Origin of the sequence: Nocardia sp. NPDC127526 (assembly GCF_042672265.1) — a bacterium.
GTDB lineage: Bacteria > Actinomycetota > Actinomycetes > Mycobacteriales > Mycobacteriaceae > Nocardia.
Genome location: NZ_JBHXVO010000004.1, coordinates 85,972 through 105,456, shown reverse-complemented (window position 1 = coordinate 105,456; position 19,485 = coordinate 85,972). Strand labels below are relative to the sequence as shown.

At 69.8% G+C, this 19,485-nt stretch carries 12 protein-coding genes; 6 read left to right on the top strand and 6 right to left on the bottom strand.

Annotation, left to right across the window (positions count from 1 at the left end; genetic code table 11):
- Nucleotides 1-689 precede the first annotated feature (689 nt).
- Genes ACFVIV_RS09280 through ACFVIV_RS09270 form a run of 3 tightly spaced genes read left to right on the top strand, consistent with a single transcriptional unit; the run spans nt 690 to nt 3,341 of the window.
- Entirely contained in the window at nt 690-1,895 is a 1,206-nt protein-coding gene (locus ACFVIV_RS09280) for a pentapeptide repeat-containing protein (RefSeq protein WP_379194307.1), read from the top strand.
- A 43-nt stretch (nt 1,896-1,938) separates the two neighbouring features.
- Nucleotides 1,939-2,652, top strand: a complete 714-nt coding sequence (gene ureG / locus ACFVIV_RS09275; RefSeq protein WP_379194306.1) for an urease accessory protein UreG — start codon at nt 1,939-1,941, stop codon at nt 2,650-2,652.
- Nucleotides 2,653-2,690: 38 nt separating this feature from the next.
- Nucleotides 2,691-3,341, top strand: coding sequence for an urease accessory protein UreD (locus ACFVIV_RS09270; RefSeq protein WP_379194305.1), 651 nt, complete (start codon nt 2,691-2,693; stop codon nt 3,339-3,341).
- A 118-nt stretch (nt 3,342-3,459) separates the two neighbouring features.
- Here ACFVIV_RS09270 and ACFVIV_RS09265 read toward each other — a convergent pair whose 3' ends face one another.
- The 6 genes from ACFVIV_RS09265 to ACFVIV_RS09240 form a co-directional block, all read right to left on the bottom strand.
- A complete protein-coding gene (locus tag ACFVIV_RS09265) occupies nt 3,460-4,233 on the bottom strand; it encodes a hypothetical protein (RefSeq protein WP_379194304.1) in 774 nt (257 codons plus the stop codon).
- Nucleotides 4,234-4,416: 183 nt separating this feature from the next.
- Nucleotides 4,417-5,322, bottom strand: a complete 906-nt coding sequence (locus ACFVIV_RS09260; protein ID WP_379194303.1) for a hypothetical protein — start codon at nt 5,320-5,322, stop codon at nt 4,417-4,419.
- 141 nt (nt 5,323-5,463) lie between these two features.
- The gene (locus tag ACFVIV_RS09255; RefSeq protein ID WP_379194302.1) at nt 5,464-6,912 is read right to left on the bottom strand and encodes an NAD(P)/FAD-dependent oxidoreductase; all 1,449 of its coding nucleotides are present in this window, start codon (nt 6,910-6,912) and stop codon (nt 5,464-5,466) included.
- Nucleotides 6,913-7,059: 147 nt separating this feature from the next.
- Entirely contained in the window at nt 7,060-8,064 is a 1,005-nt protein-coding gene (locus ACFVIV_RS09250; protein WP_379194301.1) for an AraC family transcriptional regulator, read from the bottom strand.
- Nucleotides 8,065-8,395: 331 nt separating this feature from the next.
- Entirely contained in the window at nt 8,396-9,127 is a 732-nt protein-coding gene (locus ACFVIV_RS09245; RefSeq protein WP_379194300.1) for a tat pathway signal sequence, read from the bottom strand.
- A gap of 281 nt (nt 9,128-9,408) precedes the next feature.
- Nucleotides 9,409-9,594, bottom strand: coding sequence for a hypothetical protein (locus tag ACFVIV_RS09240; protein WP_379194299.1), 186 nt, complete (start codon nt 9,592-9,594; stop codon nt 9,409-9,411).
- A 199-nt stretch (nt 9,595-9,793) separates the two neighbouring features.
- Here ACFVIV_RS09240 and recC point away from each other — a divergent pair, with 199 nt between their 5' ends.
- The 3 genes from recC to recD all read left to right on the top strand — a co-directional run bounded on the left by recC (nt 9,794) and on the right by recD (nt 19,377).
- Nucleotides 9,794-13,102, top strand: coding sequence for an exodeoxyribonuclease V subunit gamma (gene recC / locus ACFVIV_RS09235; RefSeq protein ID WP_379194298.1), 3,309 nt, complete (start codon nt 9,794-9,796; stop codon nt 13,100-13,102).
- Nucleotides 13,103-13,877: 775 nt separating this feature from the next.
- Nucleotides 13,878-17,255 (top strand): UvrD-helicase domain-containing protein, encoded by a 3,378-nt coding sequence (locus ACFVIV_RS09230; RefSeq protein ID WP_379194926.1) that lies wholly within the window; start codon nt 13,878-13,880, stop codon nt 17,253-17,255.
- 241 nt (nt 17,256-17,496) lie between these two features.
- Entirely contained in the window at nt 17,497-19,377 is a 1,881-nt protein-coding gene (gene recD / locus ACFVIV_RS09225) for an exodeoxyribonuclease V subunit alpha (protein WP_379194297.1), read from the top strand.
- Nucleotides 19,378-19,485 lie beyond the last annotated feature (108 nt).

Genomic DNA, 19,485 nt, shown 5'->3' with positions numbered 1-19,485 from the left:
ACCAGCCCCTTCGGCCACCGGCATCACACCGTAAGCCCAGGTATCTGACCTGATCGTAGCGACGCCGGCCACCCACCACAGCCGGATCGCGATATTCCCCAGCTACCTACGAGCCGAACCCAGCCTCGAACCCCCGCGACATGTCGAGCCGAAAGCCCGTCCCCTTCCCGCCGGGCACCCACCCACGCCCCAACGCAACCCGGATGGTCTCGGCAACTTCCCCCGGCAACACCGGCTCCGCTGCCCGCCCCGCCCAATTACTTGGATGCGGCCGATCAGTCTTCACAACCAGCACGGCCCCGCCGCCCTCAGCGAGCTCAACCGCATACGTACACGGCGACCAGCAATTCCCTTGGTCATACGTCGGCCTCCCACGCACCCTCCACCGATAGACAACCCCATCCACCGTGATCCGCCGTGACCCCTTACGAGTGAGCGTCATGCTCGTCACCTCCCGATCGACGACCACACCGTATCGAAACCGAGTCGGGGTGCACATCCGAATATCGCGTCCGCGAACGCGAATCGACTTCCGCCGGAGCGGTTCTCGATGAAATCATCGCGGCATGAGTCCGGGGGTTGATCCTGCACGTGCCCGTCGCCGTCCTGCCCATCGAGTTCCACAGCGGACCGCGCGGATGCGAATGCGCCCGCAGCCGGTTCCCAAGCGGCGGTTGCTGGTTCGGTTCGTGCACAGACTGTCCACGTGGGACGGCTGGACCAAGTTGGGTGCGCTCGCGACGGCGGTAGCCGCCGTCGGAGCGCTCGTGCTGACCAGCTCTTCGGTGCGGGTGAGCAGTGAGCAGCAAAGACTGGCCGAGCAGGGCCAGATCGCCGAGCGATTCACGAAGGCGGTGGAGCAGCTCGGGCACGAGAACGTTCACGTTCGCATGGGCGGGCTGTACCTGCTCGAGGAGTTCGCCCGCACCTCCGAACGTCAACGCGGAGTGGTGTTCGATGTCATCGGCGCGTTCGTCCGGGAGAAGGCGCCGATGCTTCAGACGTGTTCGGAAGCTGTTCGTAATGCCCAGCTTCCGCACGAGGTCGCTCGTCCGCCGGTCGAGGTGCAAACCGCACTGACGGTCATCGGCCGGCGAGCGACGCCCTTGCCGGATATCGAGATCGACCTTGTCCGTACGTGTTTGGCCGGCACCGATTTGAGGAAGGCCGCATTGTCCGGTGCGCTGCTGGACGGAGCCGACTTGACAGGCGCGAAGCTGAGTGGGGCCAGCCTGCGGTCGGCGCAGTTGTCGGACGCCACGCTGTATGAGGCCGATTTGGGTGTGATGGGAACCGGGGCAGCGGGCCGCCAAGCGTGGCAGACGAACGGGTCGGGCCCCGACCTGGTGGTGGAAGTGAGCGACCCTCGCTATCCCAGTGTGGATTTAACGGATGCGCAGTTGGCTCGCGCTGACCTCACCAGAGCCCGACTCGAGGGCGCAGATCTGACCGGTGCTTATCTCGGCACCGCGAAGCTCAGTGGGGCCTTTCTGGTGGCGGCTCGTTTGACAGGTGCGACGGTGAACGGGGCCGAGTTGTTTGCGGCCAATCTGAGCGGCGCGGACCTGAACGATGTGCAGATGGTCAGGGCAAATCTGCGCGCCGCCGACCTGCGATACGCCCAGCTGCGCAATGGCTGGCTCGACAGTGCAGACCTGACGGATGCGGACCTCAGCGGGGCGGATCTGCGCGGAACAGATCTGTCCGATGCAGTTCTGACAGGCACCTACTTCGGCGGCGAACAACCGGGTTGCGATACGCCCACAGGCCATGCAGCCGGAGATCGTATCCGCCTCTGCACGTTCTCGGCCGGACCATGGGCGGCCTACGACAGCGAGACGAAATGGCCCGAAGGTTTCGCTCCGTCCTGGGCTTCGCCCCTGCCGCCGCGCTGAGCCCGGTAACGCGTGGTTTACATGGGTCGGACAAGATGGGGGCATGCCACCTCATTTCATCGACGGAGAACCGCACGATCACGGTCATGATCGGCCCAAGCGGGAGCGGACGGCGGGGGAGCCGTTGCGGGTTGGGATCGGTGGGCCGGTTGGGTCCGGGAAGACGGCGCTGGTTGCGGCGTTGTGCCGGGAGTTGCGGGATGAGCTGTCGCTGGCCGTGTTGACGAATGACATTTATACGACCGAGGACGCGGATTTCTTGCGGCGGCATGCGGTGTTGCCGGATGAGCGGATTACCGCGGTGCAGACGGGCGGGTGTCCGCATACCGCTATTCGGGATGACATTACGGCGAACCTGGACGCTATCGATGACCTGATCGAGGCGAATCCGCCGCTGGATCTGATTCTGGTGGAGTCGGGTGGGGACAACCTCACCGCCACGTTCTCGTCGGGGTTGATCGATGTGCAGATCTTCGTGGTGGACGTCGCCGGTGGGGACAAGGTGCCGCGCAAGGGTGGCCCGGGGGTTACCTGGTCGGATCTGCTGGTGATCAACAAGACGGATCTGGCGCCGATGGTGGGGGCGGATCTGGGTGTGATGGATCGGGATTCGACGAAGGTGCGGGAGGGGCGGCCGTTCGTGTTCACCTCGCTGACCGAGGATCCGGCGGCCACTCCGGTGCTGGAGTGGGTGCGGGAGCAGTTGCGGGTGGCGGCGGAGCAGGATGCGGCGGCGGGTGTCGCGCATTCGCATTGATGGGCCGGGACGTGCCGGGGCCGGTGCGGCGGTGACGCGTGCGCACTGAGCTGCGGATTGTCGCCGCCGCCGGGACGCTGCCGCGGATTCACGCGGTGGGCGGGCTGGCGGCGCGGCGCACCGGGCCCGACACGGTGCACATGATCGGGACGGCGGCGACGCCATTGGGCGGGGATGTGCTGGATATCGCGATCGTGGTGGGGGCGGGGGCGCGGTTGACGGTGCGGTCGGTGGCGGCCACCATCGCGCTGCCGGGGCGGGTGACGCGGACTTCGGTGGCGCACTGGCGGTTCGAGGTCGCGGCGGGCGGGGAGCTGGAGTTCGATCCGGAGCCGACGGTGGTGGCCGGCGGGGCCGAGCACGAGACGGTGACCACGGTAGCGCTGGAAGAGGGTGCGCGGCTGCGGCTTCGGGAGCGGGTGCAGATCGGGCGCACGGGGGAGGATCATGGGTATTGGAGCGGTGAGCTGAGCGCCGATATCGGTGCGATCCCGCTGCTGCGGCATCGCCTGGAGCTCGGCGCGGATGCGGTCACCGATGATTCGCTTTCGGGGCCAAGGGCTTTGGAGAGCGTACTCACGTATCCGGATCCCCGCACGGCGGAAACCGGCGGCATGGATGAAGCGCTGCTCCCGCTGGCGGCGGGCGGAACCCTGTTCACCCGCACGGCGTCCCGTCTGAGCGTCTAGCGGAGCAGATATCAGCCGCGTGGCAGGACCTTTCGCGACGCGGCGGGAACCGGACTCTCACCCCCCGGTTCCCGCCGAATCACGTATCTGCGGCAAATAGCTTGTCGCCGAACGGCAATCAGTCGCCGACGACGCGCGGTGGTGCGTTGAACGCGTTCACCGCACCGACGGCCGCGCCCACTGCGGCGCCTGCCACAGCCGCGGGCACGGTGATGACGGCGGCACCGGCGGCGGCGCCCAGGGCGGGACCGGCGACGAGGCCTACCGGGAAGAAGCCCGCACCGACCACGAGGCCGAGGGCCCCGCCGACGGTGGCGGAGGTGAGCGCGAACGGCGCCGCGGTGGCGGCTCCGGCCAGGGCGCCCACGGCCGCGGTGCCGACAGTCTGTCCGGCAATGCGGTCGGAGCGGCTGCGCTCCATGCCGATGGAGTCGAGGAAGGTGGCGAGATTCGCCTCGACCATGGCGGCATTGTCATTGATCTGGATCGACTGTTCCTTGTCGATCCAGTCGGGCGCGGGGACCTGCACATCGCCGAAGCGGAACATGCCGGGCGGCGGGGCGATGGGCGGGACCGCGGGAACCGGGACGGGCGGGTGCAGCACACCGACCGGCGCCAGGTAGCGCTTGTCCGGGGCCGGACGCGACCACTGAATGGAGCTGCGCGTTTCGTCCGGAATATTGAGGCCCTCGTACGGCATCACATTGGGTGCGTCGGCGGCGGGCCACTGGGGCGCGTCGTCGTGCGCGGTCACCGGATTCGGCTGCGCGGGTGCAGCGTTGGCGGCGCCGGTTCCGACGATCGCCATGACTAGCGGAACCGCGCCCGCCGCCACCACGTTGCCGACCTTGTTGCGATGCGGGTTGAGGGCTCGGTGTTTACCTGCGGCCATGCACGACCTTTCTGTCCTGGGAACATCGACGCCCGACATTCGGACCCGTCGGTCAGGTGGATTGGTGCCGAATCGGACTATCGGAAAACGTTGGCATAGCCCGGAATTAGCTCTTTGGACGGCCGAACATGGAAACGGGGCCGGAACCCCAGTTGGAGGATTCCGGCCCCGACAAATCGGCAATCACTCGATCGTTGCTGCCTCGACGGTCTCGACGGCCGCGTCAACCTCGGTTACCGCATCGGCAATGGGCGTCGGTTCGGTTGCCGGAGCCATGAATCCGTTCGCCGCGCCGACCGCCGCGCCGATGCCGGCGCCCACGGTCGCCGCCGGCACCGCGACCAGGGTGAAGGCCGCGGTCGCGCCCACCGCCGGTCCGAAGACCCAGCCGGCCGGTGCGAACGGCGTGCCCGCCATGGCGCCCACGAACCCGCCCATGACGACCGCGAAGGCCTCCACGGGCGCGGCCACGCCCACGCCCACGGCCGCGCCGACCGCGGCCGTGCCGACGGTCTGCGCCGCGATCCGATCCGAGCGGCTCGGCTCGAATCCGGCCGCGTCGAGGGTGCTCGCCAGCTCGGCCTCGGTCCCGGCCGCGAGGGCATTGACCTGAGCCGCCTGATCGGGGGTGAGCCACGGCGGAATATCGACCTGGGTGTCGCCGAAGCGCAGCTTGCCCTCCGGCGCGGCGATGGGCGCGACGACCCGCGCGTCGGCCGGATCCGGCATGCGCAGTTCCTGCACGTCCACCGGCGCGAGCGGACCGTTCGGAATATCGCGCACTCCGGTGGAGGAGTTGCGATCCACCCGCACGACCGGCGCCACCTCGGCCGCCGGGGCCTCGCCGACCGCTGCGGGTTCGGCATCCACGGTGACTTCCGGCTCCGCCGCGACGGGCACGGTGTCGAGGTACGTCCGCACCCCTTCCGCCACGGCGGGCGGCACCGGCACGGTCAGCGGCCCCATCGGCGAGTCGAGGACGACGGCGGGTTGCGCGCCCTCGGTGACCACGGGTTCCGCGGAGGCCGTTCCGGCGGTGGATAATACGGCTGCCAGTGGCAATGCCCCCGCGATGGCGAGCGTGCCCATTCGCCTGCGCCGCGGTGAAAACTGATCAACCGGTTGGCGTTTGCCCATGGATGACCTTTCTACGAATGTCGACAGATGCCGAACATTCGGATCCGGCCGGTGTGCCGGATTGGTCGGGTCAAGCGCCCTATGACGGTGGGATCAGGCGGTACGGGGTCCGGCTTGGGGACCGGTCGGTGTATTCGCCACGGGTTTGCCGTTCCCCGTAGGGGTTTCGCCGCCGATCTGTTTGTGGAGCTCGAGCGCTTCCTCGGGATCGTCGAGCGCTTCCAGGGCGAGCCGCGCGAACACCCACTGCTCGGTGGCGGCCATCTGCCCGCGGTGGCGGCCCAGGAAGGACACGAACCATTCGAGCACGGTGACGAACCGGCTGCGGAAGCCGACCAGGTACCACAGGTGCAGCGCCAGCCACGCCAGCCACGCGATGAACCCGCTGAACTCCAGCTTGCCGACCTGGCAGACCGCGTTGAACCGCGACACCGTGGCCATGGAGCCCTTGTCGAAGTACTTGAACGGCTTGCGATCCTCGGGCTTGTGCGTCCCGTCCAGCTCCGCCTTGATGGCCCGCGCCGCATAGGTGCCGCCCTGGATGGCGCCCTGCGCCTGCCCGGGCACGCCCGGCACCGACATGAGGTCGCCGACCACGAAGACGTTCGGGTAGCCCTTGATGGTCAGGTCCGGTTCCACGACCACGCGCCCGGCCCGGTCCACCTCGGTGCCCTTGGACCGTTCCGCGAGCAGCTTGCCCAGCTCGCTGGCCTGCACGCCGGCCGACCACACCTTGCACGCGGATTCGATGCGCCGCTCGGAGCCGTCCTTGTCCTTGATGGTCACCCCGCGCGCGTCCACATTGGTGACCATGGCGTTGAGCTGGATCTCCACGCCCATCTTCTCGAGCCGCTTGTGCGCCTTGCCGCCCAGCTTGGGACCCATGGGCGCGAGCACCGCGCCGGCGCCCTCGACCAGGATGACCCGGGCGTCGCGGGTGTCGATATTGCGGAACGCGCCGTCGAGGGTGCGGTCGGCGAGTTCGGCGATCTGCCCGGCCAATTCGACGCCGGTGGGTCCCGCGCCGACCACCACGAAGGTCATGAACCGGTCCCGGACCTCCTGCGACTTGGCCAGCTCGGCCTCCTCGAAGGAGCCCAGGATGCGGGCGCGCAGCTCGAGCGCGTCGTCGATGGTCTTCATGCCCGGCGCGTAGGTGGCGAAGTGGTCGTTGCCGAAGTACGACTGCTGCGCGCCGGTGGCCACGATGAGGCTGTCGAACGGCGTGACGGTGTCCGCGTCCAGCAGCCGCGAGGTGACGGTCCCGCCCTCGACGTCGATATCGTGCACATCGCCCATGATCACGCGCACGTTCTTCTGCTTGCGCAGCACGATGCGGGTGGACGGCGCGATCTCGCCGACGGACAGAATGCCGGTCGCGACCTGGTACAGCAGCGGCTGGAAGAGGTGGGTGGAGGTCTTGGAGATCAGGGTGATGTCGACGTCGGCCTTGCGCAGATGCTTGCAGGCGAACAGTCCACCGAACCCGGACCCGATCACCACCACGCGGTGGCGCTGCTCAACGGAATTATCGGCGTTCATCTAGTTCTTCCCTGCTCCTAGGCCAGACGGTGAAACTACGACACTTCACGCCCCAGGGTAGTAGGACGTGAGGTGCGAGGACCAATCAGGACCAAAACCCGAAACCGACCGAGCGAACCCACTCGAAAATACAATATGGACGGTCTTTCAGGGGGTAGGGCCGCGGTTACCGTGCCCATTCGTGTCTCCGTGACGGGAGGACTCGCGCCATTCCCGGGGCGTCGTGCCGAAGGCCTCGCGGAAGCGGCGGGTGAGGTGGGAGGGGTCGCGGAAGCCGTGCTGCTGTGCGATGGCGGCAATGGTCCGATGCTGGTTGTTCGGGTCGATCAGATCCCGCCGGATGTGCTGCAGCCGTTGCTCGATGGTCCATTCGTGCAGGCTGAAGTTCGCTCGCGCGCAGAGTTTGTACAGGTAGCGGACCGAGATGTGATGCGCGTGGGCGATGCGCTCGGGTGTCAGGTTCGGATCGGTGAGATGCCGGCGGACGTAGTCGCGGATCTGTGCGAGCAGGCTGTCGGCGGGCATCTCCGTAGCGGCGCCATTACCGGTTGCGGCCGAGAGGAGCAGGGCTCGGACCATGTCCACGCAGGCGGCGCCGAGGTCGGTGGCGGCGGGTGCGCCGACGACCCTGTCGGCGGTGTCGGCCATGAGCGCGAGATGGGTGGCGACCAGGGTGTGCAAGGGGCTGGCCCGCAGTTCGCCCGCCGCGCGGCGACAGGTTTCGATCGTGACGCCGAGCAGATCCAGCGGAACCTGCAAACCGATGATGTCGCTGCCGCGCCATTCGGCCTCGAAGGGTTGATCGAGGTCCGTCACGAATGCCTGTTCCGAACCGAACTCGCCCCGGACATCACCTTGTTCCCATCGGCAGATGCCGGCGAGGGGAACGGTGATCTGCAGTTCGGATGCCGGGGCCCGCAGGATCTGCTGCGCGGAGCGCACCGCGGCATAACCCACCATTCGCGCGCGTACCAAGGTCGCGCTGCCGAATTGCCATGCCTCGATGCGCGCTTGCACCGCGCTGTCCGGGTCGGACACTCTCAGATGCATCGGTGCGGACGCCGCCTGTAAGGCGGACTCGATCAAGGCTGCGCGATCGCATTCGGCGACCATCGCGGTATCGAGCAGTACGGCCACGTCAATTCGCCTCATGCCGTGGGCGATCGGTGAGGTGTGCACAGGCAGCCGAATGGTGTGCATCCACGGTCGAATGCGGAGGTGTTCGGGTTCCTATGCTTATCGCTCCGGTGGGAATATCGGCCGACCGGGGTCGAGTGCCCGCTGTGTGGCCCGTCATCGGCGCCGGGTCACGCCGCGGGGGCTCATTGACCCCGCGGCCGACAGCCGTGTACTCAGCCATGACCGCTCCACCAGGTCGGGCGGCAGTAATGCCGCCGTCTCGGATTACCAGAGCTGTCCTATCGTACTGCGCTGGTAGGCCGCGACGGCCGCGTTATTCGTTTCGTGCCAACCTTTTTCCGGATCAGCGACCGGCGAAGAGCAGCTGCGCCACGTGCGTGGTGGTCTCCGCGCCCTCGGCGTATCCGCCATCCGCGCCCTGATCGCTCATGATGGCGAGGGTGTAGCGCTCGCCCGGTCCGGCGAAGCCGACCGAGTTGACGACCCAGCCGCCCTGTTCGGCGGACCAGCCGTTCTTCAGGCCGGGCTGCATGGCCGCGCCCGCGCCCCACACGCCCCAGTGCTGATTGGTGTCGACCTGGCGCATGCGGTCGACCAGGTAGGCGCGGTCGTCGGGGTGCATACGGGTGAGGATGTTGTCCATCAGGCGGTCCAGGTCCGCGGGGCTGCACTGCTGGAAACCCCAGTCGGGGAACAGTTTGATCTGCTCGGGCGCGGTGACGGGCGGCAGCGGGACCAGGCCGCTCATGCCATTGGCGCGGAAGGCGTTCTGGAAGGCCATACGGTCGATGCCGGCGTACTTGTTCCACAGGATGTCGGCGGCATTGTCATTGGAGGTTGCCAGCATGGACTCCATGAGCGCGCGGTCGCCCGGGTCCAGGGTGATGGCGCCGATGCGGGCGCGATTCAGCAGATCCTCCGCGATCGCCAGCTTGATGGTGGAGGCGGTCCAGAACATGGTGTCCGCGTTGCCATTCCGGTAGATGCCGCCGGTGACGCGGTCGCGCACCACGTATCCGGTGACGCCGGGGCGGGTGCTCAGGTAGCTGTCGACCTTGGCGATGCGATTGCTCATATCGCAGTCGAAGCCGGGTTGACACCCCTGCGTCATGACCGGCGACGCGCCGGCGACAGGAAGTAACGCCGGGGCCGCCGGCAGCAGAGCAGCGGCTAGAACGCAAGCGGAGGCGGCCACACGGGAGCGCCGGGCCATCGGAGAACGCACGGTGCACCACAATAGACATGACAACGTCCGCTATGCACGTCTTGAGGTAGTTCGCTGCTTGTGCTACTGAAACGCCGCTGTCCCAGTGTGTTTCGAATCGTGCCCACCATGCCCTGCCGCGATCGGGCCGATCAGCGGAATGCCGCCCGTAGTTCCTCGATGGTGCGGCCGTTGAGGCGATAGCAGTGCTCGAACGCCTCGGTGTGCCGATCCTTGGGCCACGATTGCAGGACGACGGTGCGGCCGTAGTAGCGCGAGTTGACCAGCTCCCAGCGGTCCCCGACCCGGCGAACCGTGAACCCGCGTCTCGGGACCATGGGAATCACCGACGCAGACATCGACTTCTACCAGCCTTTCCTAGCCACTTGCCGACCTCCCCGAAAGGCACTGTCGCATACCACATGCGAATTTCGGTGTGACGCGCCCTAGCTAATCTTCGGCGTGTGTCGGGTGTCACCCGGCGAGCCGCGGCGCTTGGTGTTTGCATGTCGTTCGCCGACTGTATAAACACAGCTCGTGCACATTCACCGGGCCGAGCGTGCGGACACGCTCGCCGACGCGCTGGCCGAGCTGCTCGCCGATCCGCTCGGTGATCCGTTCACCCCGGAAGTGGTCGCGGTGCCGGCCAAGGGGATCGAGCGGTGGCTGAATCAGCGGCTGTCGGCGGTGCTCGGCAGCGGTGCGGGGGCCGACGGGGTGTCGGCCAATATCGACTTCGCGGATCCGGCGGGGCTGGTGGCGGCCGTGCTGGCCGAGGCGACCGGCATGGCTCCGGAGGAAGATCCCTGGGCGCCGGAGCGATTGGTGTGGACGCTGCTGCCGGTGCTGGACTCGGTGCTGGACGAGCCGTGGGCGGCGGTGCCGGCGCGGCATCTGGGGCACGGGGATCCGGGTGCGTACCGGGTGGGGCGGCGGTATGCGACGGCGGCGCGGATCGCGGAACTGTTCGCGAGTTATGGGACGCAGCGCCCGGCCCTGATCACGGACTGGGCGGGCGGTTCGGATACCGATGGCGCGGGGAACGCCTTGCCCGCGGATCTGCTGTGGCAGCCGCGGTTGTGGCGGCGGCTGCGGGATGCGGTGGGGGTGCCGAGCCCGGCCGAGCGGCTCGAATCGGCGTGTGCGCGGTTGCGGGCGGAGCCGGGCGCGGTGGGGCTGCCGGAGCGGTTGTCGCTGTTCGGGGTGACGCGATTGACGACCGACCAGTTGGAGGTCTTGTCGGCGCTGTCGGCCGGACGGCAGGTGCACCTGTGGCTGGTGCATCCCAGCCCCGCGCTGTGGACCAAGCTGGCCGATGCCGAGGTGATCCCGAATTCCGGTGTGCGGGTGCGGCATCCGCTGCTGGCGGCGCTCGGGCGCGATGTGCGCGAGTTGCAGGAGCGGCTGTCGGGCTACGACCACATCGACACCTACCATCCGCTGCTCGAACACCTCGGACCGCGCACGCTGCTGAGCGAACTGCAGGCCGCGATCCGGCAGGACCGCTGGTCGCTCATGCCGGAAGCCGCCCTCGCCGACGGCACCATCAGCGTGCACTCCTGCCACGGCGCGGCCCGGCAGGTCGAGGTGCTGCGCGACGTCCTGCTCGGATTGTTCGGCGCCGACCCGACTCTGGAACCGCGCGACGTGATCGTCATGTGCCCGGACGTCGAGAGCTACGCGCCGCTGGTGCGCGCCGCGTTCGGGCAGTGGTCCCTGGACGGGGCCGCGCCGGGTCATCCCGCACACGGCCTGCGGGTGCGCCTGGCCGACCGCGCGCAACGCGCCGTGAACCCGCTGCTCGATGTGATCGGCACCCTGTTGGAGCTCGCCGACGGCCGCGTCACCGCCACCGAGGTGCTGGATCTGGCTGCGGCGGAACCGGTTCGGCTGCGCTGCGGGTTCGACGAGGACGATATCGAGCGGCTGCGCGAATGGGCCGCCGAGACCGGTGCGCGCTGGGGGATCGGGCAGCGGCAGCGACAGGCGTTCGGGCTGGGCGATTTCGCGCAGAACACCCTCAATGCCGCCGTCGACCGGATCCTGCTGGGCGTGGCCGCGGGCGAATCCACCGAGGACTGGCTGGATCTCGTGCTGCCCCTCGACGACGTGGACTCCAATGACATCGATCTGGCCGGGCGCTTCGCGGAATTCATCGACCGGCTCGCGGTCTGCCTGCGAGATCTGCGCGGCACCTCGCTGACCGAACCGGCCGGCACCGCGCGGCCGGCCACCGAATGGGCGAGCGTGCTCGGGCGGGCCCTGGACCTGCTCACCGATGTGCCCCTCACCCAGGGCTGGATGGGCGTGCAGGCACGGCGCGAACTGGCCGCGGCGACCGAGCACGCGGGCGAGATTCCCTTGCGGCTCACCGATATTGCCGCCCTGCTGGCGGCGCGGCTGGCCGGGCGGCCCTCCCGCGCCAACTTCCGCACCGGCGAGCTGACGGTGTGCACCATGGTGCCCATGCGGTCGGTGCCGCATCGCGTCGTGGTGCTGCTCGGCCTCGACGACGAGATCTTCCCGCGCACCGGCGGCGTGGACGGCGACGATGTCCTCGCCCGGCACCGCTGCCCCGGCGACCGCGACCCGCGCAGCGAGGACCGCCAGCTGCTCCTCGACGCCATCATGGCGGCGGGGGAGCGACTGGTGTTGCTGCACACCGGATCCGATCCGGTCAGCGGCGCGCATCGCCCGCCCGCCATCCCGCTGGCGGAAGTCCTCGACACCGTGCGCGCCCATGTGGGCGCCGACGCCATGGGCGAGGTCGTGACCCGGCATCCGCTGCAGCCCTTCGATCGCCGTAACTTCCAGCCGGGCAAGCCTTTCAGCTTCGACACCGTCGCCCTCGCCGGAGCCCTGGCGGCCGGTCGGCCGCCCGCGCCGCGCCCGCCGTTCCTGGCGGCCCCTTTGCCCGGCGCCGAACGCGGCGATGTCGAACTGTCCGATGTGATCTCCTTCGCCGAACACCCGGTGCGCGCATTCCTGTGGCAGCGCTTGGGCATTCGCGTCCCCGAGGACGAGGAGGAGATCGCCGACCGCCTCCCCATCGAACTCGACGGCCTCACCAAATGGAATATGGGCGAACGCATGCTGTCCGCCCGCCTCACCGGCGTCGACCCCAATGCCCTGCGCGCCGCCGAATGGCGCCGCGGCACCCTCCCGCCCTTCGGCCTGGGCGCCGCCGTCCTCGACGATGTCGAATCGACCGTGGACCGCCTCGTCCGCGTCGCCCAGCCGCTGCACGAAATCCCTTCCCGCACCATCGATATCGCCGTGGACCTCGGCGACGGCCGCCGCCTCACCGGCACCGTCCCCGACGTCCACGACGACGCCCTGCTGCGCACCACCTTCTCCCGCCTGGCCCCCAAACACCGCATGGCCGCCTGGGTCCGCGTGCTCGCCTTGGCCGCCACCGCGGGCCACCAATCCTGGCGCGCCATCACCATCGGCCGCGGCAAGGGCTCCCGCCCCGCCTGGCAATCCACCCTCACCGCCCCCGACTGCGCCACCGCCCGCACCCTGCTGCGCGATCTGGTCGCCCTGCGTGACGAGGGCCTGACCGAACCGCTCCCCATCACCCCCGCCGCCACCGCCGTCTACGCCGAACGCCGCGCCGGCGGTGCGCCTCCCGACGATGCCCTGCAGTCCGCCGAAGAGGAATTCGCGGGCAAGTACGGTGACAACACCGACCGCTACCTCCGCCACATCCTCGGCCCGGCCCCGCGCTTCCACCAGCTGACCGGCCCGTCCCAGGAAGGCGCAATCGAACCCACTCGCTTCGGAGAGCTGGCGCGTCGCCTCTGGATTCCGTTGCTCACCAACGAGAATCAGAGCCAGCCATGACCCCCGGCCCGGAAAACGGAAGGCACGGATGACCGACGACCTCTTCTCCCTCGCCGACCTCGCCCCGGCTCCCGCGCCCACCCGCGCCCGCCGCGGCGCCGAACCGAGCGCGGGCGACCGGTCCCGCCGCCGCCCCGCCGCGGTCGGGGAAACCGACGACCTGTTCGGGACGGCCGCCGCCGCGCCCGCGGACGGTACCGATTCCGGCCGCGATGGTTCGGCCCGCGCCGACGCCTGTGCGGCAGATCCCGCCGCCGGGAAGGAAGGAGCCGGTGCGGATCGGGAGATCGGTCGCGTGGATGATGAGTTTTCCCACAGCACAGGCGATTCGGAGCGGATCGGGGCGGCGCCGGTCAGGCGTGCAGTCCGCGCCGGAGCGGCGATCGAGGGTGCGGGTGGCAGTCCCGGAGCCGCGGCATCGGCCGCGGCGGACGGGCCGATGAGCTCGACAGCGGCACCCGCAGTGGCGGCGTCGGCAACCATTGCGGCGGCGGAAGCGGAATCGGAGACCGGCGCAGAGGTGCGCTCGGAGGCGAGCCGGGCCGAATCATCCACGGCCGGTGCGGAGATGAGCGGTGAGCTGTTCGAGGTCGAGGCGGTGCCGGGCGCTGGCGGACCGTTGGCGGGCGTGCGGGCGGAGGAGGAACCGCGATCGGCTGTGCAGAGGGATGCGGCGCCGGAACCCGGCGGCGCAGCCGGTGATTCTGCCGAAAGTGGCGAGGCGCTCGGACTCGACGAGGAAATCGGTGCGGGGGAAGGGCTTTGGGGCACGGGTGTGCGAGCCGGGGCGGAGTCGCCTTCGGGAGGAGTGAGTGTGGTCGCGGTGCACGGGGATTCGGGGGATCGGTTCGAGTTGACCGGGCCGCTGCCGGTGGGGACCACTGTGCTGGAGGCCAGTGCGGGGACGGGGAAGACGTACGCCATCGTGGGGTTGGCGGTGCGGTTCGTGGCCGAGGCGGGGGTGGACATCTCCGAGTTGCTGTTGGTGACGTTCAGCCGGGCGGCGACGCAGGAGCTGCGGGAGCGGACTCGGGATCGGTTCGTGGGAGTGGCCGCGGCGCTGGCGGATCCGGAGCGGGCGCGGGCCGAGGGGGATGATCTCGTCAAGCATTTGGCGGCGGCGGGGCCCAGCGAGGTGGCGGCGCGGCGGGAGCGGCTGCTGGCGGCCTTGTCGGATTTCGATGCGGGGACCATCGCCACCACGCACAGCTTTTGTCAGCGGATGCTGGACGAGCTGGGGCTGGCGGGGGAGCAGGATCCGGGGGTCCGGCTGGTCGAGGGCATCGGGGACGTGGTGTCGACCGTGGCCGATGACCTGTATCTGAGCCGGTACGCGCGCGGTAATGCGCCGTTCGGGCCGGCCGATGCGCAGCGGCTGGCCGCGGCGGCGGTGGGGGACGGGCATGCGGTGCTGGTGCCCGAGGGGGAGGGCGACGACGATCCGGCGGGCGAGCGGGTGGCGTTCGCGGAGGCGGCGCGGGTGGAGACGGCGCGGCGGAAAAGGCTTGCGGGGCTGCGGGATTTCGATGATCTGCTGGTGTTGTTGCACGAGGTGCTGGCGGATGCCGAGCACGGGCCGCAGGCCTGTCAGCGGATCCGGGATCGGTACCGGGTGGCGCTGGTGGACGAGTTCCAGGACACCGATCCCTTGCAGTGGGATATCTTGCGGCGTGCCTTCCACGGGCATGCCACGCTCGTTCTGGTCGGTGATCCCAAGCAGGCCATCTATGCCTTCCGGGGCGCGGAGGTGCTCAGCTATCTCGACGCGGTCGCGCACGCGGACGCACGCAAGGAGTTGACCACCAACTGGCGCAGCGACGCCGGTCTGCTGGCGGCGCTGGAACACCTGCACGGCGGTGCGGCCTTGGGGCACAAGGAGATCACCGTGCACAAGATCTCGGCGACCCGGCCGTTCTCGCGGCTGGCGGGGGAGCCGGAGGCCGTGATTCCGTTCCGGCTGCGGTGTTTTCCGCGCACGGGGGCCGGATCGTTGAACCGGTCCGGGTATCCGACCGTCGGCAAGCAGCGGGAACGGATCGCCATCGATGTGGCGGCCGATATCGTGCGACTGCTGGAATCCGGTACCCGCATCGACGCCGGGACGCCGAAGGAAAGGCCGGTCGGCCCGGGCGATATCGCGGTCCTGGTGCGCAATCGCAATCAGCTGGACATGGTGCGCAAGGAACTCGAGATCGCCGGGGTGGCCTCGGTACTCGCCGGTGGAGCAAGCGTTTTCGGCACCACCGCCGCGGCGGAGTGGCTGTGGGTGCTGCACGCCCTCGAACAGCCGCATCGCGCCGACCGGGTGCGGCTCGCGGCCGGAACCGCCCTGCTCGGGTTGAGCGCGGTCGATATCGACGCCGGCGGAGCGGATCTGGTGGGCCGCCTCAGCGCCGAACTGCGCGATTCCGCCCGGCTGTTCGCCCGCGCCGGATTCGCGGCCGTCTTCGAGAAGATGAGCGCCGAAACGAAACTCGCGCCGCGTCTGCTCGGCCTGGAAGGCGGCGAGCGGCAGCTCACCGACCTGCGCCAGATCGCCCAGCTGCTCGACGAGGCCGCTCTGCGTGAGGGTTTGGGCCTGTCCGCGCTCACCCGCTGGCTGGCCGACCGCGTCCGCGATCCGGCTTCCGGCAGCGTCGCCGACCGCAGCCGCCGCCTGGACCGCGATGCCGCCGCGGTGCAGATCGCGACCGTGCACGCCAGCAAGGGGCTCGAATTCCCCATCGTGTACCTGCCGTTCGCGTGGGACGCCGCCAAGATGCGCAACCCGCCGACCCTGCTGTTCCACGACGACCAGGGCCGCCGCGTCCTGGATGTCGGCGGTCCGGACGCGGTGGGCTACAACTCCCGGCGCCTGCGGGCCGAAGCCGAGGAGGCCGCCGAGGAACTGCGGCTGCTCTACGTCGCGCTCACCCGCGCGGGGGCGCAAGTGGTGGCCTGGTGGGCGCCCGCCTACGACACCCAGACCGCACCCCTGCACCGCATGATCCTGGGCCGCGAACCGGGCAGTCCGGTGGTCGCCGACAAAGCGCCGGTCCCTGCGGACTCGGTTGTCCTGGAACGGTTCTCGGAATGGGCCGCCTCGACCGCCGAACCCGGAATCATCACCGTCGAACCGGTGGATCGCGCCACCCGCGCCCGGCTGCCCCGCGCCGAGACCGGCAGCGCCGCCGAGACCCTGGAGGCCGCGCACTTCGACCGCCACCTCGACCAGAATTGGCGGCGCACCTCGTATTCGGCGCTCACCGCGGGCGCGCACGAGGCCATGCCCGCCGGGGATGCGCCCGACGGCGGCGGCGTCGACGACGAACCGGCCACGCCCTCGGTGCTCGACCATGAACTCGACGTCCCCGCCGCCGCGCCGTCGCTCATGAACACGCTGCCCTACGGCGCGGAATTCGGCACCCTCGTGCACGAGATCCTGGAGTACATCGAGACCGACGCCCCCGACCTGGCCGCCGAACTCCGCGCCCGCTGCCACCACGCCGTCGCCGAACAACTCTTCGACGCCGACCCGGAGGTGCTCGCCGGCGCGCTGCTCGCCGTCATGCACACGCCCCTCGGATTCGGTTGCCTGGCAGACATTTCCGCCCGCGACCGCCTCAGCGAAATGGATTTCGAACTCCCGCTGGCCGGCGGCGACGACCCCACCGCCACCCGCGTCACCGTCCCCGATATCGCCGGTCTGCTGCGCCGCCACCTGCCGCCCGACGACATCCTGGCCCCCTACGCCGACCAGATTGCCCACCTCGACGACACCCCGCTGCGCGGCTACCTCACCGGCAGCATCGACGCCGTCCTGCGCACCGACGGCCCCCGCTTCCACGTCGTCGACTACAAGACCAACCGCCTCGCCCAAGGCGACCTCACCGTCGCCCACTACACCCGCGACCGCATGGCCGCCGAAATGATGCGCTCCCACTACCCGCTGCAGGCAATCCTGTATTCCGTTGCCCTGCACCGCTATCTGCGCTGGCGCCTCCCCGGCTACGACCCGGCCCGCCATCTCGGCGGCATCCGCTACCTGTTCGTCCGCGGCATGATCGGCCCCGACACCCCGGACGGCTGCGGCGTTTTCGACTGGAACCCGCCCGCCGCACTGGTCGAGGAACTGTCGGCCCTGCTCGCCGGTGAGATCGAGGTGACCCGATGACGCGCATGATCGGCCACAGCCCCGCCACCGGGGCTTCCACCTTGTCGAATACGGCGTCCGACACCTCGTCCAGGGCTCCTGTTCGTCATCCCGGCGTGCTTTTGGCCGGGATCTCCCGCAGCGTGGTGGATTCCGGCCATAAACACGCCGGAATGACGGGGCGAACGGTCGATCAGGCGCCCGGGTCGTTCGTGGCGCCGTGCCTCGCGCCCGCCGCCGGGACTGCGCGAGGAGCGGGGCGATGACGGCGATTCAGTTGGCGCAGCGGGGAACCGGGCCGTTGCGGACCTTCAATGAGGCCGGGGTGCTGTCGGCCGCCGACCTGCATGTGGCCTTGCGATTGGGGCGGCTCGGGCGGGAGGAGTCCGGGCTGGTGTTGTTCGCCACGGCGCTGGCGGTGCGCGCGGTGCGGTCCGGGTCGGTGTGCCTGGAAGTGCGGCGCATGCACGAGATCGGCGTGGATGCCGAGGGTACCGAGGAGTCCACGATCGATCCGGCGACGCTGCCGTGGCCGGATGTGGAGGCGGTGATCGCGGCATTGCGGGTGAGCCCGCTGGTGTGCGGGAGCCCGGCGGGGCCGTTGCGGCCGTTGCGGTTGATCGATCCGCCCGGCGGGGCGGGGCCGCTGCTGTACCTGGACCGGTATTACCGGCAGGAGGAGACCATTCGGCGCGTGCTCACCGAGCGATCGGGCACCCATCCCATGGTCGACGCGGAATTGGTTCGGCGTGAACTGGATCGGCTGTTCCCGGATCCGCCCGCGCCCGGCGAACCGCTGGACCGGCAGCGACTGGCGGCCGCCCTGGCCGCCACGGAATGGACGACAGTCATCGCGGGCGGCCCGGGCACGGGTAAGACGCACACCATCGCCCGCGTCCTGGCTCTGCTCGTGGCGCATCAGGAGGCGATCCCCGGCGCGCCCGCGCTGCGTATCGCGCTCGCCGCACCCACCGGCAAAGCCGCTGCGCGCCTGCAGGAGTCGGTGCGCGAGCAGGCCGGGGACATCGGCCTGCCCGAACTCACCGCCGCCACCCTGCACCGCCTGCTCGGCTGGCAGCGCGGCGGCGCGAGCCGCTTCCGGCACAACGAGTTCAACCGGCTGCCCTACGACGTGATCGTGGTCGACGAGACCTCCATGGTGTCGTTGACCATGATGAGCCGCTTGCTGCCCGCGGTGCGGCCCGATGCGCGCCTGGTGCTGGTCGGCGACCCGGACCAGCTGGCCTCGGTGGATGCGGGCGCGGTGCTCGCCGACCTCGTCGCGGGACCGGTGCTGGGCAAGGCCAATCCGGCGCTGTCCACCATTCTTGGCGGCGAACTGCGCGGTAGCGCAACGCATCCCGACGGGCTGTCCGTGCGGGAGCGGGATCGGCTGCGGGGTGGCATCGTGCGCCTTACCCGCGGGCGGCGGTTCGGCGGCCGGATCGCCGATCTCGCCGTCGCCGTGCGTGCCGGGGACGCGGACACGGCGCTCGAGCTGCTGGCAGCTGGAGGCACGGAACTGTCGCTGCACACGCCGGAGGACATCACCGAGGTGCGCGAGGATGTGCTGCGGGCGTCGCGGGCGGCCACCGACGCCGCGCTCGACGGCGACGCCACCGCCGCGCTGACCGCCCTCGAATCGCATCGCCTGCTGTGCGCGCACCGCCAAGGCCCGTACGGCGTCGAGCGCTGGGATCGCATGGCGGCGGGCTGGGTCGCTGCCGCCGGAATCAGCTCCGATCCCGGTCCGGGACACTGGTATCCGGGCCAGCCGCTGCTGGTCACCGCGAACGATCACGAGGCCAGGATCTACAACGGCGACACCGGCGTGATCGTGCGCGCCCCCGACGGCACCCTGCGCGCCGCCCTGCAGCGCGGCACCGAACCGTATCTCGTGCATCCCACCCAGTTCCCGGGGGTGACGACGGTCTACGCCATGACCATTCATCGCAGCCAGGGCAGCCAGTACGACAATGTCTCGGTTGTCCTGCCCGGCCCGGAATCTACGCTGCTCACCCGCGAATTGCTGTACACGGCCATCACGCGCGCCCGAAAGCATGTGCGCGTCCTGGGCACGGAGGATTCCATCCGCGCCGCGATCTCCCGCCGCGTGCTCCGAGCCAGCGGCCTGCGCGCCTAGTCGCCCGCGAGGGCGCCCGGTCGCGGCTGCACCCACGCGGACACGCGGGCAGCCGGCCCCGGCGTGGGGCGACATGCGGTGCGGGCGCGCCGCGACATCCCGCGACCG